15 protein-coding genes, 1 pseudogene and 1 riboswitch are annotated in these 22,217 nt (G+C 53.1%); of the genes and pseudogenes, 4 read left to right on the top strand and 12 right to left on the bottom strand.

Annotated features, from left to right (window positions below):
• Window positions 1–12: 12 nt before the first annotated feature.
• From atzF to ACQG22_RS10520, 7 genes are all read right to left on the bottom strand, one after another.
• On the bottom strand, window positions 13–1,812 hold the full coding sequence (gene atzF / locus ACQG22_RS10550; RefSeq protein WP_251998429.1) for an allophanate hydrolase: 1,800 nt from the start codon (window positions 1,810–1,812) through the stop codon (window positions 13–15).
• Window positions 1,809–5,411, bottom strand: coding sequence for an urea carboxylase (uca, locus tag ACQG22_RS10545; RefSeq protein ID WP_369706523.1), 3,603 nt, complete (start codon window positions 5,409–5,411; stop codon window positions 1,809–1,811). Before uca ends, atzF begins: the two co-directional genes overlap by 4 nt.
• Before the next feature lie 151 nt (window positions 5,412–5,562).
• Window positions 5,563–6,195: an urea amidolyase associated protein UAAP2 gene (locus ACQG22_RS10540; RefSeq protein ID WP_013096803.1), complete on the bottom strand. Its 633-nt coding sequence runs from the start codon at window positions 6,193–6,195 to the stop codon at window positions 5,563–5,565.
• Between the two features lie 10 nt (window positions 6,196–6,205).
• The gene (locus tag ACQG22_RS10535; protein WP_369706530.1) at window positions 6,206–6,913 is read right to left on the bottom strand and encodes an urea amidolyase associated protein UAAP1; all 708 of its coding nucleotides are present in this window, start codon (window positions 6,911–6,913) and stop codon (window positions 6,206–6,208) included.
• Window positions 6,914–6,924: 11 nt separating this feature from the next.
• Window positions 6,925–7,701: an ABC transporter ATP-binding protein gene (locus tag ACQG22_RS10530; protein WP_369706524.1), complete on the bottom strand. Its 777-nt coding sequence runs from the start codon at window positions 7,699–7,701 to the stop codon at window positions 6,925–6,927.
• Window positions 7,698–8,513 carry an ABC transporter permease gene (locus ACQG22_RS10525; RefSeq protein WP_013096806.1) on the bottom strand — a complete coding sequence of 272 codons (816 nt, stop codon included), beginning with the start codon at window positions 8,511–8,513 and terminating at the stop codon, window positions 7,698–7,700. Before ACQG22_RS10525 ends, ACQG22_RS10530 begins: the two co-directional genes overlap by 4 nt.
• 17 nt (window positions 8,514–8,530) lie before the next feature.
• Entirely contained in the window at window positions 8,531–9,589 is a 1,059-nt protein-coding gene (locus ACQG22_RS10520; protein WP_232943508.1) for a putative urea ABC transporter substrate-binding protein, read from the bottom strand.
• A 57-nt stretch (window positions 9,590–9,646) separates the two neighbouring features.
• A riboswitch (guanidine-I (ykkC/yxkD leader) is annotated at window positions 9,647–9,745 on the bottom strand.
• A gap of 227 nt (window positions 9,746–9,972) precedes the next feature.
• Here ACQG22_RS10520 and ACQG22_RS10515 point away from each other — a divergent pair.
• Window positions 9,973–11,931, top strand: coding sequence for an SIR2 family protein (locus ACQG22_RS10515; RefSeq protein WP_369707023.1), 1,959 nt, complete (start codon window positions 9,973–9,975; stop codon window positions 11,929–11,931).
• 83 nt (window positions 11,932–12,014) lie between these two features.
• Here the strand turns inward: ACQG22_RS10515 and ACQG22_RS10510 are convergent, their stop codons facing one another.
• Window positions 12,015–13,202 (bottom strand): OmpP1/FadL family transporter, encoded by a 1,188-nt coding sequence (locus tag ACQG22_RS10510; RefSeq protein WP_369707022.1) that lies wholly within the window; start codon window positions 13,200–13,202, stop codon window positions 12,015–12,017.
• A 403-nt stretch (window positions 13,203–13,605) separates the two neighbouring features.
• On the opposite strand from ACQG22_RS10510, the gene ACQG22_RS10505 reads away from it, so the two are divergent.
• The 3 genes from ACQG22_RS10505 (at window position 13,606) to ACQG22_RS10495 (ending at window position 17,057) form a co-directional block, all read left to right on the top strand.
• Window positions 13,606–15,084 carry a DUF1254 domain-containing protein gene (locus ACQG22_RS10505; RefSeq protein WP_369707021.1) on the top strand — a complete coding sequence of 493 codons (1,479 nt, stop codon included), beginning with the start codon at window positions 13,606–13,608 and terminating at the stop codon, window positions 15,082–15,084.
• Window positions 15,085–15,094: 10 nt separating this feature from the next.
• Window positions 15,095–16,561, top strand: coding sequence for a DUF1254 domain-containing protein (locus ACQG22_RS10500; protein ID WP_369707020.1), 1,467 nt, complete (start codon window positions 15,095–15,097; stop codon window positions 16,559–16,561).
• Window positions 16,562–16,832: 271 nt separating this feature from the next.
• Window positions 16,833–17,057, top strand: a complete 225-nt coding sequence (locus ACQG22_RS10495; RefSeq protein WP_369707019.1) for a hypothetical protein — start codon at window positions 16,833–16,835, stop codon at window positions 17,055–17,057.
• A 195-nt stretch (window positions 17,058–17,252) separates the two neighbouring features.
• Here ACQG22_RS10495 and ACQG22_RS10490 read toward each other — a convergent pair.
• The 4 genes and pseudogenes from ACQG22_RS10490 to ACQG22_RS10475 form a co-directional block, all read right to left on the bottom strand.
• A pseudogene (locus ACQG22_RS10490) lies at window positions 17,253–17,351 on the bottom strand (DUF4225 domain-containing protein); the annotation flags it as partial.
• Window positions 17,352–17,850: 499 nt separating this feature from the next.
• Window positions 17,851–20,013, bottom strand: a complete 2,163-nt coding sequence (locus ACQG22_RS10485; protein WP_426711535.1) for an AAA family ATPase — start codon at window positions 20,011–20,013, stop codon at window positions 17,851–17,853.
• Window positions 20,014–20,526: 513 nt separating this feature from the next.
• A complete protein-coding gene (locus ACQG22_RS10480) occupies window positions 20,527–20,982 on the bottom strand; it encodes a hypothetical protein (protein ID WP_320701883.1) in 456 nt (151 codons plus the stop codon).
• A gap of 330 nt (window positions 20,983–21,312) precedes the next feature.
• On the bottom strand, window positions 21,313–22,197 hold the full coding sequence (locus tag ACQG22_RS10475; protein WP_062857189.1) for a LysR family transcriptional regulator: 885 nt from the start codon (window positions 22,195–22,197) through the stop codon (window positions 21,313–21,315).
• Between the last annotated feature and the right edge of the window lie 20 nt (window positions 22,198–22,217).

The raw sequence follows: 22,217 nt of genomic DNA, 5'->3' as shown, positions 1-22,217 counted from the left end.
GCGCTGGCTTGCTCACGGATGCTGAGCAAGCCAGGCTCGCCAGCCACCGAATCGCGTAATCTCCTGTGCTCCCTCTAATCCTGCCTCCTCGCAGATAAACCCGGTCAGCCAGCGCCCGTCCTGGAGTTCGACTTTTCCCAGCCCCAGCGGTGCGGGGATCCCGGCCAGAAACGATCCCACTTCGCTGTGCGGTAGCGCCCACACCTCTACGGCTATTGCGGAACCCTGTTCTGTTGCCCGCACCATGCCCGGTCGTTTGCCGTCTGCCAGGGCAAAGAGCCGATAATGCGGGGCGCTGGTGGTGGCTTCTACATACGTCGCCCCGCGCTGGCGCAGTTGATGATTCAGCGCCAGCCCGTCCAGGTGCGCGCCGCACACCACCAGATACATCCGGTCATCGGTGGCGGTCGAAACAGGTGCATCCCCTTGTATCTCGCGTTCTCCAGGCAGAGGTAATTTCTGGTGACGTTGTAACGCATCGGCCAGACTGAGCAGATACTGGTCGGTAAACGCGCGGCCAAACAGCGTTATGCCGGAAGGCAAGCCGTTGGCCATAAACCCTGCCGGGACCGCCACGGCAGCGTAATCAAGCAGGTTCATAAAGTTGGTGTAAAGCCCAAGCTCAGAGTTGCGTTTGACCGGTTCCTCCGCCAGCTCGGCCAGACTCACCGGGCGCGGATAAGTGGGAGTTAACACGCACTCAAGCCCCGCCAGTATGGCATCGCACTCGCTTTTATAGGCCTGAAGCTGGTACTGCGCTTCAAACGCCGCTACCGCACTCATGGCAGGCGCTTTTTGCAGCACATTGCGGATCACCGGCAGCACCGCGTCCGGCTGTTGCTCAATCAACGCGCCCGCCACGTGGTAGCGCTCGGCCACCCACGGGCCGTCATAGAGCAGTTTTGCTGCCGCCAGGAACGGCGAAAAGTCGATGGTCACCGACACGCCGCCAAGGGCGATCAGCCTCTCCTTTGCGGTGTGATACAGCGCCTCGCTCTCTGCGCAGCCGAGAAACTCCAGCGTGTCCGGCACGCCAAAGCGAAAACCGGCTGCCGGTACGCCAAATGCCTGCGCTCCGTTCCAGGACGGGTTAGCACGGCTGTAGTCATCGTGCGCGTCTTTCGTCGCCGTCAGCGCCAGCAGTTGGCTGGCCTCCGCTGCCGTGCTGGTGAAGAACGTTACGCAGTCCAGCGTGCGGCAGGCGGGCACCACACCCGCTGTCGAGATCAGCCCTTTGGTCGCCTTCAGCCCGACCAGATTATTGAGAGAGGCCGGAACGCGCCCGCTCCCGGCGGTATCGGTGCCCAGGGCAAAGCTCGCCAGCCCTAGCGCCACAGCCAGCGACGAGCCCGCGCTTGAGCCACCGGACGGATACTCCGGATGCACACTGTTGCGACATGCACCAAATGGTGAGCGCGTGCCGTTTAAGCCGGTCGCGAACTGGTCGAGATTGGTTTTCCCCAGCGGGACCGCCCCCAGCGCGATCAGCTGCGACACTATCGTCGCATCCTGCTCTGCCCGGTACGCAAAGGCCGGACAGGCGGCGGTGGTCTCAATACCCGCCAGATCGATATTGTCTTTAATGGCAAACGGCACGCCATAGAGCGGCAACGATGCCGGATCCACGCCGTCCAGCGCGGCCAGATACGGCTCCAGCTCGTCGGGCATGAGAAGATAAATAAAGGCGTTAAATTCCGGGTTCAGCGCCAGCGCGCGCTCGCGCAGGGCAAGGATAACCGCGCGCGGACGGAGCTGACCGGAACGGTATGCCTGCGCCAGAACATCAAGGCGTAAATCAAAAAGGTGCTTCATGCTGTTTTCTCCAGGACCACCACACACTGACCCGCGCGCACCGATGAACCCGGCTGCACGCGCACCTGGCTGACCACCCCGTCCTGGGTTGCGACCAGCGGGATCTCCATCTTCATAGACTCCAGCACCACCAGCACATCGCCTACGCGCACGGTGTTGCCGACTTCAACGTTTACCTGCCACAGGTTACCTGACACCGGGCTGTCAATCCCGGCCTGTCCTGGTGCCAGCGGCGCGTCTTCGCCATCCGTTACCAGCACCTCGCTGCTGTCAAAATGGGCCTGACCGTTGGCGGCCCAGCGCTCACGCTCGGCGTCAAACGCGGCCTGCTGATGCGCGCGGAACGCCTCAATCTCCGACGCCTCGTCGGCCAGGAATTGCTGATACTCCGCCAGCTTCAGCGTGGTGTGTTCGATGCGCAGCGGATAACGCCCCAGCGGGAAATCCCGGCGGATGGTGAGCAACTCTTCGGCAGAGACCGGATAAAAGCGGATCTGGTCGAAGAAGCGCAGTAGCCAGGGCTTGCCGCCAAAATCCTCCACGGCGTGATAGCGATTCCACATCTGTAGCGTGCGTCCGACAAACTGATACCCGCCCGGCCCCTCCATGCCGTAGACGCAAAGGTAGGCCCCGCCAATACCCACCGAGTTTTCCGCCGTCCAGGTGCGTGCCGGGTTGTATTTGGTGGTTACCAGACGATGGCGTGGATCGAGCGGTGTCGCGACCGGCGCGCCCAGGTAGACATCTCCCAGCCCCATTACCAAATAGCGAGCGTCGAACACCGTTTTATAGACCTCATCGATATTCGCCAGATCGTTGATACGACGGATAAACTCCAGGTTGCTCGGACACCATGGCGCATCCCGGCGCACGGTGGTCATGTATTTGTCGATGGCCTTCTGGCAAGCGGGATCGTCCCAGGAGAGCGGCAGCCAGACCACGCGCGACGGCACGTCCAGCGACGCCTGCCCGCATACGTCCTGCCACAGCCCGGCCACCGTCTCCAGCAGCGCTTCCAGACTCAGCGTTTCCGGCTGATAGTGAACCTGCAGGGAGCGGATCCCCGGCGTGAGGTCGATAATCCCCGTCAGGGCGCGCGTTTCCAGCGCCTGCATCAGCGCGTGGGCGCGAAAACGCAACACCAGATCCAGTTCGGGGTCACCTATCTCCAGCAGCAGATGGGTATCGCCGGATAACCTCGCCACCAGCCGTTTATCGTCCTCCCCCACCTCCAGCACCACCGGCGAGCTCAGCCCGACAGGTTGCCACGGCATGACCTGCGGCGTCAGGCTGGCGATTTGCGCCGCCTGCCCCTGCACCAGCCGTCGGGCGGTGGAAACGTCCACCGGCATAAAGCGCACTTTATCGCCCGCTTTCAGCTGGCCAACCGCGTGTAGATCCGCCTCGATGACGGTGACCGGGCAGACAAATCCCCCCAGACTTGGGCCGTCGGGGCCGAGGATCACCGGCATATCGCCGGTGAAATCCACCGCGCCAATGGCGTATGGGTTGTCGTGGATGTTCGACGGGTGTAGCCCCGCTTCGCCGCCGCTGTCGCGTACCCATTCCGGTTTCGGGCCGATCAGACGCACGCCCGTGCGGCTGGAGTTAAAATGTACCTCCCACTCGGTGGCAAAAAAGGTCGCCATATAGCCCGGCGTAAAATACTCCGGCGCACCATGCGGACCGTAAATCACCCGCAGCTCACGCACCCCATCCAGGCTGGTGCGCAAGGCCTGCGGCAGCTCCTCGTCCGCGACAGGTTCGGTCAATGGGGACAGATGCAGCACGTCACCTGTGCGCAGTGCTCGTCCGGCGTGACCGCCAAACTGCCCGAGGGTGAAGGTGCTTTTGCTGCCCAGATAATCCGGTACCTCAAACCCGCCGCGCAGGCAGAGATAGCTGCGCACGCCGTCACCCTGAATATCGCCCATACGCAGCGTGCTTCCCGCCCGGACGCGGAAAACGCGGTTGTTTGCCAGCGGCTCGCCGTCCAGCGTCAGCGCAATGGCTGCGCCGGTCACCGCCAGCTGCGCGTCGCAGTTGAATTTCAGCGTCGGGCCGCTGAGGGTGATCTCCAGCGCGGCGGCCCCCTCCTCATTGCCCAGCAGACGGTTGCCGAGACGCAGCGCCAGGCTGTCCATCGGCCCAGAGGGCGGCACCCCGACGGCCCAGTAGCCCGTGCGCCCCGGATAATCCTGCACCGTGGTTTGCGTCCCGGCGCTGAACACCTCCAGCGTGAAGGCCTGATACTCCAGCGTCTCTAAACAGCGGGTCCACGGCTCGCCACGGGCGAACGGCGGGAAGGTTAAAATCTGCTGCAAATAGCTGCGGTTGGTTTCCACGCCGTAGAGACGCGTCTCGCCCAGCGCGGTGTGCAGGACGCGGATCGCCGCCTCGCGCGTGGGCTGCCAGGCGATGATTTTGGCCAGCATCGGGTCAAAAAACGGCGGTACGTCGCAGCCGGACTCCACCCAGCTGTCGATGCGCAATGTGCGACGGTCGTTTGCCGGGAACACCACTTCGGTGAGTAGCCCTGGCGACGGCTGGAACTGACGGCCCGGATCTTCGGCGTAGACCCGCGCCTGAATGGCGTGTCCTTGTGGTTGCAGGCTGGCGCGCAGCTCCGCCAGCGGCGGCAGCGTTCCGGCCGCCAGGTCAATCATCCAGCGAACCAGATCAACACCCCACACCTGCTCGGTGACGCCGTGCTCTACCTGTAGACGGGTATTGACTTCAAGGAAGTAAAAGCGGGCCGCGTCGCTGTCGTAGACAAACTCCACGGTACCCGCGCTGCGGTAGTTGACCGCCTGGCCGAGTTTTATCGCCGCCTCGCACAGCGCTGTCTCCATGCCGTCCGGTAGGTTAGGCGCGGGCGTCTCTTCCAGCACCTTCTGGTTACGCCGCTGTACCGAGCAGTCGCGCACGCCGAGGGCAATCACCTCGCCTTTGCCGTCACCAAACAGCTGGACTTCCAGGTGACGCGCCCGCTCAATGTATTTTTCGATAAACACGCCCGCGTCGCTAAAGTTATTCTTGCCCAGGCGCACCACGGCATCGAAGGCGTCGCGCAGCTCTTCCGCGTGATAACAGACCCGCATGCCGATCCCGCCCCCGCCCGCGGTGCTTTTCAGCATTACCGGGTAGCCCACTTCCGCCGCAGCGTGAACGGCCTCATCGACGTTAGCCAGCAATCCGGTGCCTTCGAGCATCGGCACGCCGTGCGCTTTCGCCAGCGCGCGGGCGGTATGTTTCAGGCCAAACAGGCGCAACTGTTCCGGCGTGGGGCCGACAAACGCAATGCCTGCGGCTTCGCAGGCTTCGGCAAATGCGGCGTTTTCCGACAGAAAACCGTAGCCCGGATGAATGGCCTGCGCACCGCTGGCTCTGGCGGCCGCGATGATCTTTTCGCTCACCAGATAGGTGTTCGCCGCCGGGCCTTCGCCCAGGCTCAGCGCCTCATCCGCTTCCCGGATATGCAGGCTGCTGAGATCGGCTTCGGAGTAGACTGCCACGCCGCGGATCTTCATGGCGCGCAGGGTGCGCAGAATGCGGCAGGCAATCGCCCCGCGGTTTGCAATCAGGAGTGTCGTCAACATAGGTCAGACTCAATCGTGGCGGGTCGTCCCGCCGAAAATCGGCTCACCCATGGTCGTCCATGGGGAAAAAGCGGTTACGGCAGAATGCGTCCGGCGCGGACTGCAAACAGGCGATAAATGGCCTGGCGCAGGCGCTGCCAGCGGGTGGGTGTCAGTTCCATACCAGCACCTCTGCTGGCGTCGGGTTCCAGCCGTTGCACGGGTTGTTAAGCTGCGGACAGTTGGAGATCAGCACGATGACGTTGCACTCGGCGCGCAGCTCGACATATTTCCCCGGCGCGGAGATACCGTCCTCAAAGGTCAGCCCGCCCTGCGGAGTCACCGGCACGTTCATGAAGAAGTTAATATTGGCGGCAATATCGCGCTTTTGCAGGCGGCCATCGTGCAGGCAGGCGCAGAGAAAGTTATCCCGGCAGCTGTGCATATGGCGTTTATCGAGAGCATAACGCACGGTGTTGCTCTCCTGCGCGCAGGCGCCGCCGAGGGTATCGTGACGCCCGCAGGTATCTGCCACGATGGTCAGCAGCGGGTTACCGAGGTTGGAGTACAGCACGCTGCCGTGGGTGAGATAAGCGTTGTTCTGGCGGCGCAGCGTGCGCTGTGCGTCGTAGCGCTCACGCGGGTTGTCCGCATTGTAAAACAGCGTATCCACCGCCTGGTTGCCCTCCAGGTCGAGCAGGCGTAGCGTCTGGCCTTTCTTCACTTCAAACAGATACGGTTCCCCCGCCGGGATAACGTGGCGGAAGCTGGCATGCTGGGGATGTTTTTCGCTGGCAACGGTCATACACGACTCCTTACAGGGCGAAACGTTGAGTGTTAGTGATGGCGCGTTCGTTTTCCGGGCGCGTCAGGAGGGCGTTAATCGCCCCCTCTTCATCCTCCGCCTGCCGCCAGCTCAGCTGTACCGGGCGCGGGGCGTACTCCCGGGAGGGATCCATCGGGTGCGGTAGCGCGGTCATGACAATCAGCGTGTCCATCGGCGCGAACAGCTCAACGTAGCTGCCCGGCTGCGAATGTCCGCTGTGGAAGCGGAACTGGCCGTTGTCCTCCACGGTGACCTTGCTGAAGAAATTGACCACCATCAGCAGATCTTCCAGGTTGAGATCCCACTTGCCCATCTCCACCAGCAGGTTGTCCGTACCGTTACGGTAGAAACCGTTGCGCAGCTCCTGATAACGCCCCTGACCGTATTTTTCCGCCACTTCGGCGGCATTCAGCACGCCGCCAAACGGGTCGTGCCAGCCGCAGGTGTCGGCGGTAATGCCCGCCAGCACGCGGCCCATGTCGGAGTAAAAGCAGTGTCCGGCGGTGAGGCGCGCGGTGTGCTGGCCTTTCAGCGTGTCGGGCAGGTTCAGCCGCTCGCTTTTCTCGTGCGGGTTGAGCATCAGCAGGCTGACGTTGGCACCGCCTTGCGTATCTGTCATGCGCAGGATCTGCCCGCGCTTCAGGACAAACGAGAGGTGTCCCCCGCCGGGAAGGTTCTCTTCACGTAAAATCGTCATGGTATTCACTGTTACCCCCTTAAGGCATAAACGTTGTCGGGCGTGGTTCCGCTCAGGGCGGAGAGCCGCGTCTCGTTGAGCGGAATGTCGTAGGTAATGCGCGCGCCGTAGGCATTCGGTGCCTGCGGGTCGAGGCGCACTTTGTCGAACACCAGTAGCCGGGTGCCGAGGTTGAAGCCTTCAGACAAATCGTGGGTGACCATAAAGACGGTCATGCGGGTTTCGCCCCACAGCTGCAGCAACAGGGCGTGCATGTCTTTTCTAATCCCCGGATCCAGCGCGCCAAACGGCTCATCGAGCAGCAGCACGCGCGGCTGCATGATGAATGCCTGAGCAATGGCCAGGCGCTGCTGCATGCCGCCGGAGAGCTGGGCGGGATATTTATCCAGCGCGTGCCCGAGGCCGACTTTTTCCAGCATCTCCGCCGACCGTTCACGCACGGCGCGCTTTTTGGCGCCAAACAGCCGCCCGAACAGCGGCGATTGCGGCAGTTCAAGACCGATGGCGACGTTATCCAGCACGCTGAGGTGCGGGAAAACGGAGTAGCGCTGAAACACCACGCCGCGGCTGCTGTCCGGCTCGGCGCGCAGCGGTTTGCCATCGAGGGTGATCACTCCCCGGCTGGGCACTTCCTGACCAAGCAGCAGACGCAGGAAGGTAGATTTTCCGCAGCCGGACGCCCCCACCATTGAGCAGAATTCGCCCTCTTTCACCTGCAGGTTCAGGCGTTCCAGCACCACATGGTCGCCGTACTCCTGCCAGATATTGTTAATGGTGATAAAGCTCATGCCTTCCCTCCTTCCGCCCAGGGAAAACAGGTTTTGTGCAGCTGACGCAGGGCGAGATCCATCAGCCACGCCAGCAGGGTGATCCACAGGACGTACGGGATAATCACATCCATCGCCATGTAGCGCCGTACGAGGAAAATGCGGTATCCCAGCCCGGCGGTAGAGGAGATAGCCTCCGCCGAGATAAGAAACAGCCATGCCGACCCGAGCAGCAGGCGCAGCGAGGTCAGCAGCCTGGAGAGCAGCTGCGGAAGCACCACGCGCAGCACCAGCGTCCAGCTACTGGCCCCCAGCGTCTGCGCTTTGATGAGGATCTCCGGTGGGATTTCACAGGCGCGGTGCTCCAGATCGCGCGCCAGCATCGGGGTGATGCCGATGACAATCAGCATCACCTTCGACAGCTCATCCAGCCCGAAAACGATAAACAGCACCGGGAGTATTGCCAGCGGCGGGATCATCGACAGCACCGTCATCAGCGGCGAGAGCGATGCACGCCACAGCGGAAACACGCCCGAGGTAACGCCAATGCACAGGCCGATCAGTGAGGCGATCGCCAGCCCCGCCAGCAGACGCGCGAGGCTCACCAGGGTATCGACCCAGAACAGGTATTCACCGCTGCGTTTATCCGGGGTCAACGCCATCCGGGATAGCGCGTCCAGCATTTGCTGCAGGCCGGGCAGCAGCTTGTCCTGCGGGTTGGCCTCCAGCCTGACCGCCGAGCCAAAAAAGTAGGCGGCCAGCAGCAGGACAAAAGGCAGCATCACGAGCATCAGCCGCATGCCGGGTGTGGGATGGCGATTAATTTGTCGCATGGAGACTCCGTCCGTTATCACAGCGTGCCGGCAGCGGCCATTTTCACGAAGCTGTCGTCAAAGCGCAGTTTCACGTTGCTGGCATCGCCCACCGTGACATTGCCCGGGAAGCGCATACCGATAAAATCGGCGCTCTGCGCGCCCTCGCCCAGCAGCCCTTTGTCGAAGGAGAACGACGCTACGCGCTGCATGGTTTTCGCCAGATCCGGCGACGTGACAAACGCCATGTTGTCCTGCGGGGTATAGAACAGATGGGTGGTTTTGAGCTGCGCCTGATACCCGGCGAGATCGGTCCCGGAGGCGGCGGCCATCGCATTCAGCGCGCTGGCATCCTGCGCTTTCATCAGCCCCATCATCTCGTACCAGGCGCCGGTGAGCGCTTTGCCCAGCGCCGGGTTGTCTTTCAGGGTCTCGGTGTTGACCACCATCATGTCGATAAGCTCACCCGGTACCTGCGAGGAGCTGAACACTTCGGTGGTGTTTGGCGTGCCTTTGATGACGGAAAGCTGCGGGTTCCACGCCACCGCAGCCTGCACACTGGCGGTCCCGAACGCAGAGACGATATCTGCGTCCGAGGTATTCACCACGGTGACGTCTTTCTCTGCGAGCCCGGCTTTTTCCAGACCGCGCACCAGCAGATAATGGGACACGGAGAGCTCAGGCAGGTAGACCTTCATCCCTTTCAGATCTTTCAGGGTTTTGCCCTTACCTTTCATCACTACCCCGTCGTTGCCTTCCGAGTAGCTACCGAGGATCAGCGCCGTGGTGTCCACCCCGCCTGCGGCCGGTATGGTCAGCGCATCCATATTGGTCATGGTGCAGCCGTCAAACTGCCCTGCGGTGTACTGGTTGATGGATTCGATATAGTCGTTGAGCTGCACAACGTTGATTTTGATGCCGTATTTGCTGGCCCATTTATCGATGATTTTGCTACTGCTGATGGTGCCCCAGGGCATCCACCCGGCGTAGATGGTCCAGCAGACGTTGAACTCTTTTTTCACAGCGGCGAACGTGGGGAGACTGACCAGCATTGCCAGCGACAGTACAAGAGAGCGGAGTAATGGCGTTTTTTTCATGCTTGACCTCTGAGTGGCACAAAATTAGGGGGCAGCGCGACACCGTCTGGTGCTGCTGTCTCCCGGGCTTTTGTCCCGCCGTGTAACCTCTCAGAGGTCGCCAGCTCTTGGACCAGCCATTCACCGTGGTGAACCGGAACCCTAGCCAGCTATTGTTCAAATTGTGGTGTGCTGCCCTTTCACGGTTGATTAAGCAAGGGGTGTGCCAGGATGGTTTTGCTTTGTTTTTTAGTAGGTTGTGGATTGCTGCGGGTTGGGTTTCACTGTTTTGGGGAGCGGGTTTGGGGGGTGTGCACTGCGGTGGGGCGTTTTGGGGCGGCGATTTGAATTGCCGGATAAATTAATGCATTAATAATATTTCTGCGGTGACGAAGGTAAAAACGATGGAGATGGACGACTGGTGGTTTGGCTGGAAGGGTTTCACTCCCGAACGCCCCTGTCCTGGCAAAGTTGTGTTGATGGTTGGCGCGGGGATCTCCATTGATTCCCCTTCACGGCTCCCAGGAGGATACGAACTCACGGAAGCCCTGCTTGACCACTTGCTTGACAGCAACGCGGCTGACGAAATTAAAACGGTATTTGGTCAATGTGAGCAGTGGATGGGGCGAAGCCTGCCACGTCTGGAGCATGTTCTTGATAAAGCGTTTGAACCTTCAACCATTGAAGGCGTCGAGCGTAGCGGTGCCGCCCGGGAACTGCTGCGTATCTTTTCCCAACGTCCCCCAAATGCGAATCATCATCTGATTGCCGATTACCTGATTAAGCACCGTGGCTGGTGTATCACCACTAATTTTGATGACTGTATCGAGCAGGCTGGTTGTCATCAGATCCCTGTGCATGTGATTGACCCCGCGACCAAAACCCTGGACATCCTGCACCGGGAATACGGTGAAGACTGGGGTATCATCAAAGTGCACGGCACAATTGAACACGGCTGTACAGGACTTGGCGCAACACTTGCCGACCTGGAGCACGGGCTACCCGAAGCCTTCAAAATACGCCTCGAACAGGTAACAAATCAGGCCGATTTAATGGTTGTCGCAGGCTACAGTGGTACCGACCATTTCGACATTAATCACTGGATCCGCGATCGCTGGAATGGGAAGCGCTCGACGCGATTAGTCTGGATTGACCACCGCCCCAGCGTTGAAGAAGAGTTCTGGCGACTCAAAGAACATGAAAATCGCGAGCCGAGAGTCTACTGGCAATACGCTTTCGGCGGTATGAAGATTCAGCACGGACCCACGTTAGCATTACTGTCATCCCTGCTGGGGATCCCTCGTAAAACGGTTAAAGATACCGAAGAGAATGGCGACTGGTGGCGTACGGCCCTGGCAGATTATTACTCCCCTACCAAGAAAGAAAAGTACCTTACCGGCACTCGTCTGGCCAGCTCTATCGGTCTTGGCCAACTAGCCGAGGAACAGCTCCGTTATTTGAAACGCCAACTGGAAGACGACGATATGTTGGTGCCTTTCGAAGCAGAGATTTATTACTCCCGTGGGTTTATTGCCGGGGCGTTATGGTTACAAAACTATCTAAAATCATCGCACGAAAAAAACAGAAAAGTGAACAGCACCGCCCTGATCCGAGCTGAAGGAAAACCTGTAAAAGCGCTTTTGTTTTATTTTGTGCGGTGGTTAAAAGGCTCACGCAGACTCTCACTTGATGAGCAAATAGACGCGTTTGCCTGTCTGCTTGATATCCACGAGCGGAGGCAACAATGGCGACTCTGGCTAAGTAAACCGTTTCGACGTCTGGGCGAAAAGGGATGTAGCGTATTCCGGCGGTATTTCATGAAGCTTGAGAACAATAAATTGCCGCTGTATCTGCATGGAAGGATGCAAATGCAGTCCATTCGCCTGGGCACGCTGTTTTACGATGAAGAGGCTTTTTCCTTTGGCGATGTCTGGAATTTACTCTACCGCGAGAATAGTCCGCCGAGTTTTTTTACCCCGTACGGCCCTGCAATCCCAGGTTTTTATCTGATTGAACGCAGCACTGCGCGTGAAGAAGACCGCATTGCCGACCTGGTGCTGGCGAATATTAATTACGTCAATACCCTCCTTTCCGCTCTGCGGCGTCGCTGGCCTAAGGGTAGCGAAAGTGTATTTAAGGAAAGACAGCGAAGAGATGGATATGTTGATTCAGGAGACTATGCGGTGACGTATATCGTGCAACTGTTAAACGACAGCTCACAGATGGTTAGTGCTTTGAATGCACCGCATTTACACATCCTGATTGCCAGAGCCTGGATCAGGGCGGACAGTATTTTAGGCGGTATCGAATACTGGAAACAGCAGCGGCTTTATCTCGGCAGTCCGCGTTCGCTAACGACATAAAGAGGCGGTATTACACCTGACCTCTTTTGCTGCAAAGCGGACAGAGGGTGCCCAGCCCCCCATCACTCAAAGATGTTGCAACGTTAAAATTGATAGCTGTAATTGACACTCGCAAACCACAGGTGCGGATCGTCATAGCTTCCTTTTAGGTATTCTGGCGACTGGACGCGGGAAGACTGCATGTGTAAGTACGATAAGGCGAACCCAATATTGCTTTGCGGTGTCATTTGATACTGCGCACCGGTCGCAAAACGCCACTCATCGCCGGTAGGTAATGAAAGCGCAACATCATTTTGTGACTCATAGACCGTACTGTCGAACGCCACCCCGGCATTGATTCGCCACTGTTCTGTCGGACGATATTGCAACCCAAGCGCGGCATGCCAGGAGTCTTTGAGGCGATTTTTATGAGCGGTTTGCTGTCCGGCAACCGTAATCTGTGGACTCCCAAATTGACTCCAGTCCTGCCATCCAAGGTCACCCATTATTGACCACGTTTGGGATATATCATGCACCAGGCTAAACATGATTTGTTGAGGCGCCCTGACCTGCGCAGAAATCGGGAGTTCATATTCCACGTTGGGTAAATTCGGGAAACGGGCTTTCGCATCAATATTAAAATCATAGTCCGCTTTACTGTTCCAGGTGATACCCGCACGCGTTTGATCGGTAAGCGCCATTAATAACCCCAGACGGTAGCTCATTACCCAGTCATGATCTTTCTCTTTTACGTCGGTATCGTCGACATTACGCGTTAGCGAAAGGAATCCATAATTTACGTTAACGGATCCCCCCACAGAAACACGGTCACTGAGCTTATAAGCCAGGGACGGGCTTAATGTCATTGCAACCATTGAGCTTTTTTTAATAAGGCGATCGCCGGCCCAGTTACCAAAATCAATTCCCAGACCATAATTGCCATATAAACCTACACCGGCATATAGTCTGTCATTGACTTTTTGCGAATAAAAGGCGCTTGCATTGGGGAATAAATTCAACACATTACCGGGACTTTTGCGACCAGACGCATTATCCAGGTCATAGGAAATATCACCATCCATGGCCTGTAAACCCCCGGTAAACATATGATCGGGAAGCCGCGTCATGCCCGCCGGGTTGGTCACGATTGTGGACGCGTCCTGAGCACGTGCAGCCTGGCCCGCACCGGCAAGCGCGGCATCTTCGGTTCCAATCTCATAGAAATAGAGTGCGCTGGCCTGCGTTGCGGGTGAAAGAAACGTTATCAAATAAAACAACGCCGTTTTTCTCATATGCTATTTTCCTGTTATCGAATGATAATTTTACTTCCGCGTTCTTTTTTGCCATCACCCTGCTACCGTCAGGCTGTATTACCCTTTTTAACGACGTGGTATATACATTAAATACACAGCAACGTTCCGCACTCTCATTATTTTTCAGGCAGACGCAATCCTGTTGAGCATAGACCAGCCTTCCCGTTCCGCAATGTCGCATAACGTTACCCTGCCTGGAGAAAAAAAGAAAACCCGATCGTTGCGTAAATTTATTATTAAACAACTCTTAAGGTTACATTTTTGAAAAGTTAACTATTCTTAAATGGCATTTGACATGTATAAGTGCCAGACGAGGATGTGCTTAAGCGTTTCAAAGGCATATGCCGCTGGTTTCTTCTGCTCACTCAATCAGGAAACGCTTATGAAGGTTCATGTGATAGCCTCTGCAGTTTTGCTGGCATTGACTTTTTCCCACCACGCTGTTGCTGCCGATGCCCCGCTCTCTCCATTGATGAAACAACTGAATAACGGCAACTGGCTGGCTCAGGACGAGGCACAATCGCTCAGCGATGAACTGTATTATCAGGACGCTATCCAGGCCTACATTCAAACCTTGCCCCTTCTGAACACCATTGGGCTACGCGACGGTTCTGAAGCGGCGTTTGGTAAAGGCTATAACGTTCTCCCTATCTGGAAAGAACGCATGGATAGCCGGGCGGTGGTTCCAACGCCAAACGGAGATGTCATCTATTCGATGAGTTACCTTGATCTGAAAGAAACGGGCCCATTGGTGATTAAAGCCCCGGCGAACGTCATCGGTATGTTTACCGATTTCTTCCAGAAAACCATTACCGATGTGGGTGCCATCGGCCCGGATCGGGCTCGCGGTGGGCTGTATCTGTTATTACCCCCTGATTATGAGGGCCCTGTGCCGCAGGGTTATTACGCCTTTAAATCATCGACTTACAATGTGTTTCTCTTCTTCAGAACCATTATGGGCAAAGGCGACGGTAAACCTGACCCCATCCCGGCGGTTAAAAATGCCGAAACGACGCGCATTTATCCCCTCTGGGATGTTGAGAAAGACGTGAAGCCGATGCAGTTCCCGGATGCCAGCGGTAAACGCGTCAATATGATGTATCCAACCGATGCCAGTTATTGGCAAAAGCTGAAAGCCTTCGTGGATTATGAGCCGTTAACAGCGATCCCTGAGGAAACGCGTAGCGCGTTGTTAAGCATCGGGATTGTTAAAGGAAAGCCATTCGCCCCAACGGCGAAGCAGCAGGAAATGCTCAACAAAGCGGTTACGACTGCGCCGCGAATGATACTGGCTCGCCGACAGGTGGGGCGTGAAGATCAGCGTCAGCTCTACTACAAAGACCGCCAGTGGGAGAACTCCTGGGCCGGGGCAACCGCAGAGTGGATGCAGTACGGAACGCTGGATGCCAACCAGCGTGCGGCATTCTTCCAGATCGCCTATTCCAGCGCCGCAGCTATGGTCATGCATACGACCGGCGCCGGTTCAAAATATCCCTACGCGGTAAAAGATAATACCGGCAAGTTCCTCGATGGAAGCAACACCTACAAGTTGCATTTACCACCGAATCCACCCGCTGCGCTGTTCTGGGCGGTCACCGCCTACAATATTACCGACGGTACGATGCCTGAAACGGACCAGTTATTACCTTCTACAAACGGCTACTACAACATCCCGAAAAACAGCGACGGTTCCATTGATCTCTGGTTCGGCCCGAACAAGCCGGATGGCGTAGACGATGCCGCTTTTATCAAAACCGTGCCTAATCGTAATTTCCTTGTGGCGTTGCGTCTCTACGGCACAGAAGACGGTTTTTACGATCAAACCTGGGTACCAGACGATCTGTTTCAGACAAACAAATAAGGACCTTACGATGAGTAAATTAAAAACACTGGCACTTTTTACTGCCCTGGCCCTGAGTGCCAACGTTTTTGCCGAGAGCGTACCACTCACTATTCAGCATCCCACGCGTTTCGATCAGCTTAATCAACCCTCTTTAGACGTGCAGATGCCAGAAGCCTACGTGAAGGCAATAGCGCAGCAGGCTTATATCTGGGGCTGGCCGATGGTCAATCAGTTCAACCGACGCGAGACAATTACGAAGGCGCCCGAGCCCGCGCTGAATGGCGGTATGGTGCCGGTTGCACCAATGGGGCAGCTCAGCATGCTGACGGATTACATCAAGCCTGAAGAAACCTTCGTAACCTGTCCGAATCAGGACGTGGCTTACGGTCTGGGCTTCTTTGAGTTGGATAAAGAACCGGTTGTGCTACAGGTGCCAGACTTTGGCGACCGCTTCTGGGTTTACGCCATTTATGATGCACGAACCGATCAAATTGGTAACGTCGGTAAGCCCTATGGCACTAAACCTGGCTTTTATTTGTTAGTCGGACCTGACTGGAAAGGCGAAACGCCGAAAGGCATTAACGGCATCATCCGCTCTTCAACGGAAATGGCAAACGTGATACCGCGTATCCAGATGGATGACACGGCCGAAGACAGAGCGGCGATTCAGGCACCGATCAAAGAGGTCATGACTTATCCGTTAAGTCAGTTTGACGGCAAAATGAAAACCTACGACTATTCGAAATTACCGTCTATCGGTGAAAAAGCCGATCCCAACGCAGGTGAAACGAAGTGGGTTATACCCGAAAAGTTCTTCGATCAGCTTGAGAATGTGTTGAATAAAGTGCCACCGTTACCGGGTGAAGAAGCCATGTATGCCCAATACCGTCACCTTGTCGAAATGGGTAAGAAAAACCCTGAAATCCGTAAGTGGATGGATGAAACAGCAGTCGAGACGGATAAAACGGTTATCGCCGATTTTTTCAAATGGAAACATAACGGTGTACCGGCGGGTAATGGCTGGAACCGCTCAAAAAATAACGCTGAATTTGGGGTCGATTATTACAACCGGACCGGCACTTCAAAATCGAATATGTTCGATAATAAGCCGAACGAAACGCAATATTTCTACACGGATAGTGACGCTGCCGGTGCCCAGCTCTCTGGTGCACATAACTACACCGTCACCTTCCCGAAAGGTCAGCTTCCGCCGGTGAAAGGCTTCTGGTCTTTAACCCTCTATAACAGTAAACACCTTTTCAGCCCTAACGAACTGAATCGCTACTCGCTGGGGACAAAAAATAAAAATCTGAAATTTAACGATGACGGCTCCCTGACGCTGTATGTGAGCAAAACCCGGCCTTCAGAGGATAAACTCAATAACTGGTTACCCGCACCAGACGGTACATTCTCACTGTACATTCGAGCGTACTGGGGTGAACAAGCCATTCTGGATGGCACCTGGCAACCGCCTAAAATTGAAACCACGAATTGATCGCAATGACATCGACAAAGGGGCTCATCGGAGCCCCTTTATCCCTTCTTTAAGCGGCTAATGATCTTTTGCTGTACACAACGAGCTGGCATCTTCAGGCTGCGCAGCGGAGAATTGTGGTTGTTTGTGGCTTAGCTGAGTTTAATGGCAAAGATTCCGGATAACGGTGGTTCGTTTCAGATAGACAGAAACCGTTTTGGCTGGAATGCGTGAATGTTGATCAGTATGATTGCGGGCAGCATCGCCAGTTAAGATTTGCTGAGAGGACAATATGGATGTTACTGAAGAGGCTTTGTTGAATTCTGGCTTTACGCGATCTGACTTGCAGAAGATTAAGAACAACGTTGAAAACTATGGTGGAACATTAGAGGAAGCGATTCAGGATCTGGCTAATCGATTCAGGGTTGTTTTATGGATAACATCATCTTGCCTGATGGTTTTTATCATTCTTGTGTTGTTTTCATCGAAAGAAAATATAATTAGCGGTGGAATATAAATACTCATCACTGTCTTCATCGTTACATTTATTCAGCCGCCAGTCTTGTCTTACAAATCCTGGCAGTTCTGGAGAAAACATAAAGGTTAATGGTTCGATGCTTCTGTGGAAAACAGATCAAAAATAACTTTGACCTTGAGTCCGTAACCTACAATTTTCATTGTTAGTTTTGGACGGCTCATCGTATCCGTCTTGTTCCTTTTCTGCGACCTGTTTTATCTCCTCGTCTAACTTGATACGCGTCAGACCATCATGCAAATAAAATGCAGGCAACCGATTTGCTGTTTTTACCAGCTTTCGGGCTTCCAGATTCACCATCGTATCTGACCATGTTAAGCAGAGCAATATCCATCATGCATCCCTTTCCATAATTGTCTGATTATTTTACGTGCAGGATAGTCAGGGGCAACAGTAAAAGCCTTGTCAGAATCTGATTTTACCCGAGTGAATCTGGGTAGAGGGTGAAGCCACATGTACTCAATGTCGGATTCATGATGCGCGATGTCAGCTCTGCGACTAGAGAGACTTCTATTTCTCGACCAAAAGCTTATCCATTACGAGCCAGACGCTGATATGACAAATACTATTTTTTTGATTTGTGTTTGGAATCTGGAATAATTTTCCACATTGTGGTGATTTTTAATTAGCAGACAGAATTTAGACATTTTTACATGGACAACTTTATAGGCATGGCAAAATTCACTGACTCCCACTTAATAGATAGCCTAACAAAAAACGCTACTCTTGTTAGGCTATTAGAGATATAACCGCAGCAGATTACACCGAGTTTAATTTAGCTCTTCACCTTTGCCATCTTTCTATAATGTGCAGAGTATCCTGTGTGTTCAAATACTAACCTAAGGCCCTCTTTAAAGTCATCATAATTAAACTCTTTGAAGTCAAAAATGTTTTGTCCTAATGAATGAGATTCTCTGTTTACATAGCGGATAAATGACTGAAACCTAGGTTTTTTTAATTCCGGCTTTTGAGTTACATTGCTTAAATCTGCTTTTTGTACAAAATTAAAAAAGTACTCTATTATATTTCTCATGCAGTTCGCAATTAACGCTGGAGGTTGTTTGTCATCATTAATTACTGACCAGTAGGACTGATAGTCATTTTGTATTTCATCATATTTCATTAAACCGATAGAACTTCCACTGGAATTTTTAGAAATCCTAAATAAGTTTTGGGTTTCTTTCCTTCTTTCATGGTTTGCATCAGCAAGTTCATAGAAGAAATACAAGCTGTGAGATAAAACGAATACTTGCTCTATTTCATTTGAATTAAAGAAGTCATTTTTTATCAGCTGACCAATGTTATAGACAAAAATATGCGATAAGCTTGACACCGGATCATCGATTATTGCTATTTTTCTCGTTTTACCCTCGATTGAGGTTTTCTTACCACGAAATAGTTCTCTAAAATATAAAAGGCTGATAATCATTTTTTCGCCTTCACTTAACGATGTGAAAATTTTAGAGTTAGACTCATTGCGGACTATACGATAAAGAGCATCTTCATATTTTTCGATATAAAAATCGGTTATCCCGATATCGTTTAGTCCTTCATTGATATTGAATACTGCCTCATCTATATTTACAGTGAGTTTCTGATTTTCAATCCGCTCTTTATCTTTAACTTTTATTGCTTTTTCTTTTTCGTCTTTTTCAATGTTTTTTTGAGTGAGAATCTTATTTGCATTGTTGTTTATATCGTTGAAATTTGAAATTACTTGTTCATACTCATGCCTCAATATCTGCCAAAAGGATATCTTTATTTTATCTAATTCATCTTTTGCATTGTCTATTTTTGAGTTATGAGTCTTTATCTCAAAATTAATTAACTCCACCAACGAATTAAAATTATTAATTGAGTTAGTGATATCAATCAGAGTTACTGGATTGCTGGGGTTTATTACTTTTTGTTTTATTAGCTCTAGATTGCTCCCTGTATCGAACCTTAATTGATTATAATAATCGCTTAGTTTAATTATATGATCGGAAGACAATTTACATTCTTTATAAGGTTCCAGCGAAGGAATACTGTCAATCAATAGGTTATATTTAGCATGGATGGCTTTTATTTTTTCTATGCTGCTTTTATATGTATCATCGAAATAGTCACGAATATGCTTGACCAAATCTGCAGTAATAGTTTGGGACTGACAAAATGGACATTGATCGTCTCCTGTATGTTCTAAGTATTTTAGCCCTTCATTTACCCAATCTGAGTTCTGAAGTTTACTTATAAGATATGAAACGGGGCTTTCGTTACTTCCAACAATCATAGATTGAAGCAACTCCAACTCCTCGAATGTCAATTCAATGGTGTCGATTTTCTCTAACATACTGTATTTGATTGCTGTCTCGCCATCAACTGCACTTGCTTCTTCTTTTAAGCTAGAGATGTTTTTTAATGGCTTAGGGGTCATTAAAGGAATGGAGCAAAGATGGTTAAATAAAGATTCTTTACTCCCCATTTTACCCACCAAGCAAAACTCAAGAACTCTATCACCACCTGAATAGTTAGTTTTTATTTCCCAAGTTTTATTTTGAGCTTTATTTTTCGCCTCAGTAATAACGCTGCTCTGTGCTGAAATTTCTTTTTCAATTTCACGCTTCTCATCAGACAATCTTATTATATCTAATGTAAGGCTCTCAATCTTTTCTTTTGCTTCTTTATTTTCTTTGGATAAACTGAAAATTCCATTCAAAGATTCCTTAGCATAAAAATTATCTTGAATAAATTTTTGATTGTAGACGAGAACTTCATCATACTCACCTGAGTGAGAACAATGTTGGTATTTTTCATTCTCTATGTCGTAGAAATAATTCGAAAGAGTACTTTTACCTGTTCCATTCAAACCGTAAATGATATTTACTTTTTTATCAGTATTTAACTCTGCTTTTGATTTATAACTTGCAACTTCATTTATCACTATACTATTTATCATGATTTGCCCTTTAGATTTCCATGACTAAAGATCCAAAGAAGGATAAAGTATCTTTTATGAGAGTGCCAAGCAAGTATGTGATTGAGGTTTTGCGATACAGATATACAAAATATTACTCTATATATTACTTTTCACTAAAACATGAGGAAGCCACTTGAAAGTGTTGTTTTTTAATCTTTTCTGGCTTTTTATTTTGATAAAACAACATATGTTTTACATTTCTTCTTGGTTAGTCTTTTTTAACTTTAGAAATGTTTAGGTTCAACTAATGTATGCATCTGATTAGCCGATGGCTCGGCCTGTATTTGTTATGCGTGTGGATGTAACATGCATTGCATAGTGAAAACGAACATCGTTGATGTATGCATCATTAACTTCCGCTTATTACTCATAGCGTCCATTTACCCGCCACTATCGCGAAAGCAATCTCATCACAACCCTCAAAAACCTCAAAGGGGCACCCAGCCCCTTTCCAACACCACCCTCTAAGCAGCTAACCAAGCCTGTCCGCACTCAGTGCGACACAATTCGCGGCTCCTTCACAAACTCCGCCAGTAGCCAGATCATATCGTGCAGCAGCCCCGTAAGCTCTTTCGCAACGTTCGCGGGCAATGTCCCCCCTTTAACGGCTTGGGTAAGTGCCAGCGCATAGTCAATCTGGGTAGCGGTGTCATGCCAGCAGTCCGGCACGCAGGAGGTCATTTTCTCTCCCACAATCAACTGTTCAATAAGGTTCGGCGGGAGATCGGCATCGCAGAGTTCGCGGAGTCGATGAAGCGCTTGCAGCAGACGCTCACAGAGCGCAGTGCAAATGACGCTGTCATCACTTTCGACCAGCACGGTCACCAGCGCGGCGCAGTTGTCCGCCACGTCAAAGAGATCGGCGTCAACCGGAAGGGGTCGCGTAATAAGCTGTTGAATAATGTTTTCATCAGATTGCGGGAAAATCAGGGTCTGGATAGTCGCCATATTAGGGCATCCTCTACATGTAATTTTATTCACTACCTTGTGAGTTCCTACGCTCGGGGGTAGCACTGACGGAGGTAGGAATACCGCCCACATAGAAAACGGCCAGCCTTACGGCTGCTCCGCCAGCGCCACCGAGATTGTAACGGGATAAACGCTGCCACGACATACTAAATATCGCTATATGGAATACGGGTTCCTACACCCGATTGCGGATGTGCCGCAACGCCGTCACTTTACGACCCAGGTAACCGGAATAAAAGCATTAACCCTCATTTTCACCGGGTTACTTTTAGGTTTGCGAGGCTCCTTCCAGAAAGACGGTCTTCCCGCCTACATTTTCAGCGTATCGATCACCGCTCTCAGGGCTGGCGACACATTGCGATGCGGATAATAGAGAAACAACCCGTCCATCCGCAGGCTGTAGCGTTGCAAGACCCGGATAAGCGTTCCGCGTTCCAGATCGTCCGCCACGAGCTCCACCGGAATATAGGCTAGACCCAGGCCCAGTCGGGCAGCTTCCGCTTCCATGTAACTGTCCGACAGCGCCCATTGTCCTTCTGGCCGGTGAAAGATTTTCTTGTCGTCCTGAACCAGTTCCCAGTGATAAAGATTACCGTCGGCAAACTGATACGCAATGCAGGGGTGCCTCACCAAATCCTCAGGTGTTTGCGGAAAACCATAGCGGCGGAAGTGCTCTGGTGCCGCAACCACGCCCATTTCCATGTCAGCCGTGATGCGTACCGCAATCATCCCCTGCCCGACCTCAGGCCCCAACCTGACGCCCGCATCAAACCGCTCGGCAATGATGTCAACGAAGCGGCTTTCATTCATCAGTTCAAGGCGGATATCCGGGTAACGCTGCTTGAAGATGGCGAGCTTTGGCAGCAGGCATTTATCGATAGCGTGCTGGCTGGCATTGATGCGCACCGTACCGGACGGCGTCTGGCGGTAATGGGCCAGGGTGGCCAGCCCGGTATCAAGCGTATCGAATGCTGACTCCGTGGTTTGATAAAGCTGCTCCCCGGCGTGGGTAAGTGACAATTTTCGTGTGGTACGCACCAGAAGCTGAACGCCCAACCGCGCCTCCAGCTCACGTACCGAGCGGCTGATCCCGGATTGTGCCAGTCCGAGTCGCTGCGCGGCTGCCGTGAAGCTTCCCTCGCGTACCACCTGCATAAACAAGTACAGCTCGTTGTAGTTTTCCCGTTTCGCCATCGCGCCTGCTCTCTGATTCA

This window comes from Enterobacter cloacae complex sp. 309I3, from assembly GCF_050031595.1.
Lineage (GTDB): Bacteria > Pseudomonadota > Gammaproteobacteria > Enterobacterales > Enterobacteriaceae > Enterobacter > Enterobacter cloacae.
The sequence above is the reverse complement of the archived record's forward strand: the minus strand, read 5'-3'. Positions and strand labels throughout refer to the sequence as shown.

Bases quoted from the DNA above. Each gene is read 5' to 3' on its own strand.
- atzF (WP_251998429.1), bottom strand. From the start codon at position 1,812: ATGAAGCACCTTTTTGATTTACGCCTTGATGTTCTGGCGCAGGCATAC.
- ACQG22_RS10530 (WP_369706524.1), bottom strand. From the start codon at position 7,701: ATGAGCTTTATCACCATTAACAATATCTGGCAGGAGTACGGCGACCAT.
- ACQG22_RS10535 (WP_369706530.1), bottom strand. From the start codon at position 6,913: ATGACGATTTTACGTGAAGAGAACCTTCCCGGCGGGGGACACCTCTCG.
- ACQG22_RS10515 (WP_369707023.1), top strand. From the start codon at position 9,973: ATGGAGATGGACGACTGGTGGTTTGGCTGGAAGGGTTTCACTCCCGAA.
- ACQG22_RS10525 (WP_013096806.1), bottom strand. From the start codon at position 8,513: ATGCGACAAATTAATCGCCATCCCACACCCGGCATGCGGCTGATGCTC.
- ACQG22_RS10540 (WP_013096803.1), bottom strand. From the start codon at position 6,195: ATGACCGTTGCCAGCGAAAAACATCCCCAGCATGCCAGCTTCCGCCAC.
- ACQG22_RS10495 (WP_369707019.1), top strand. From the start codon at position 16,833: ATGGATGTTACTGAAGAGGCTTTGTTGAATTCTGGCTTTACGCGATCT.
- ACQG22_RS10485 (WP_426711535.1), bottom strand. From the start codon at position 20,013: ATGATAAATAGTATAGTGATAAATGAAGTTGCAAGTTATAAATCAAAA.
- ACQG22_RS10520 (WP_232943508.1), bottom strand. From the start codon at position 9,589: ATGAAAAAAACGCCATTACTCCGCTCTCTTGTACTGTCGCTGGCAATG.
- uca (WP_369706523.1), bottom strand. From the start codon at position 5,411: ATGTTGACGACACTCCTGATTGCAAACCGCGGGGCGATTGCCTGCCGC.
- ACQG22_RS10500 (WP_369707020.1), top strand. From the start codon at position 15,095: ATGAGTAAATTAAAAACACTGGCACTTTTTACTGCCCTGGCCCTGAGT.
- ACQG22_RS10510 (WP_369707022.1), bottom strand. From the start codon at position 13,202: ATGAGAAAAACGGCGTTGTTTTATTTGATAACGTTTCTTTCACCCGCA.
- ACQG22_RS10480 (WP_320701883.1), bottom strand. From the start codon at position 20,982: ATGGCGACTATCCAGACCCTGATTTTCCCGCAATCTGATGAAAACATT.
- ACQG22_RS10475 (WP_062857189.1), bottom strand. From the start codon at position 22,197: ATGGCGAAACGGGAAAACTACAACGAGCTGTACTTGTTTATGCAGGTG.
- ACQG22_RS10505 (WP_369707021.1), top strand. From the start codon at position 13,606: ATGAAGGTTCATGTGATAGCCTCTGCAGTTTTGCTGGCATTGACTTTT.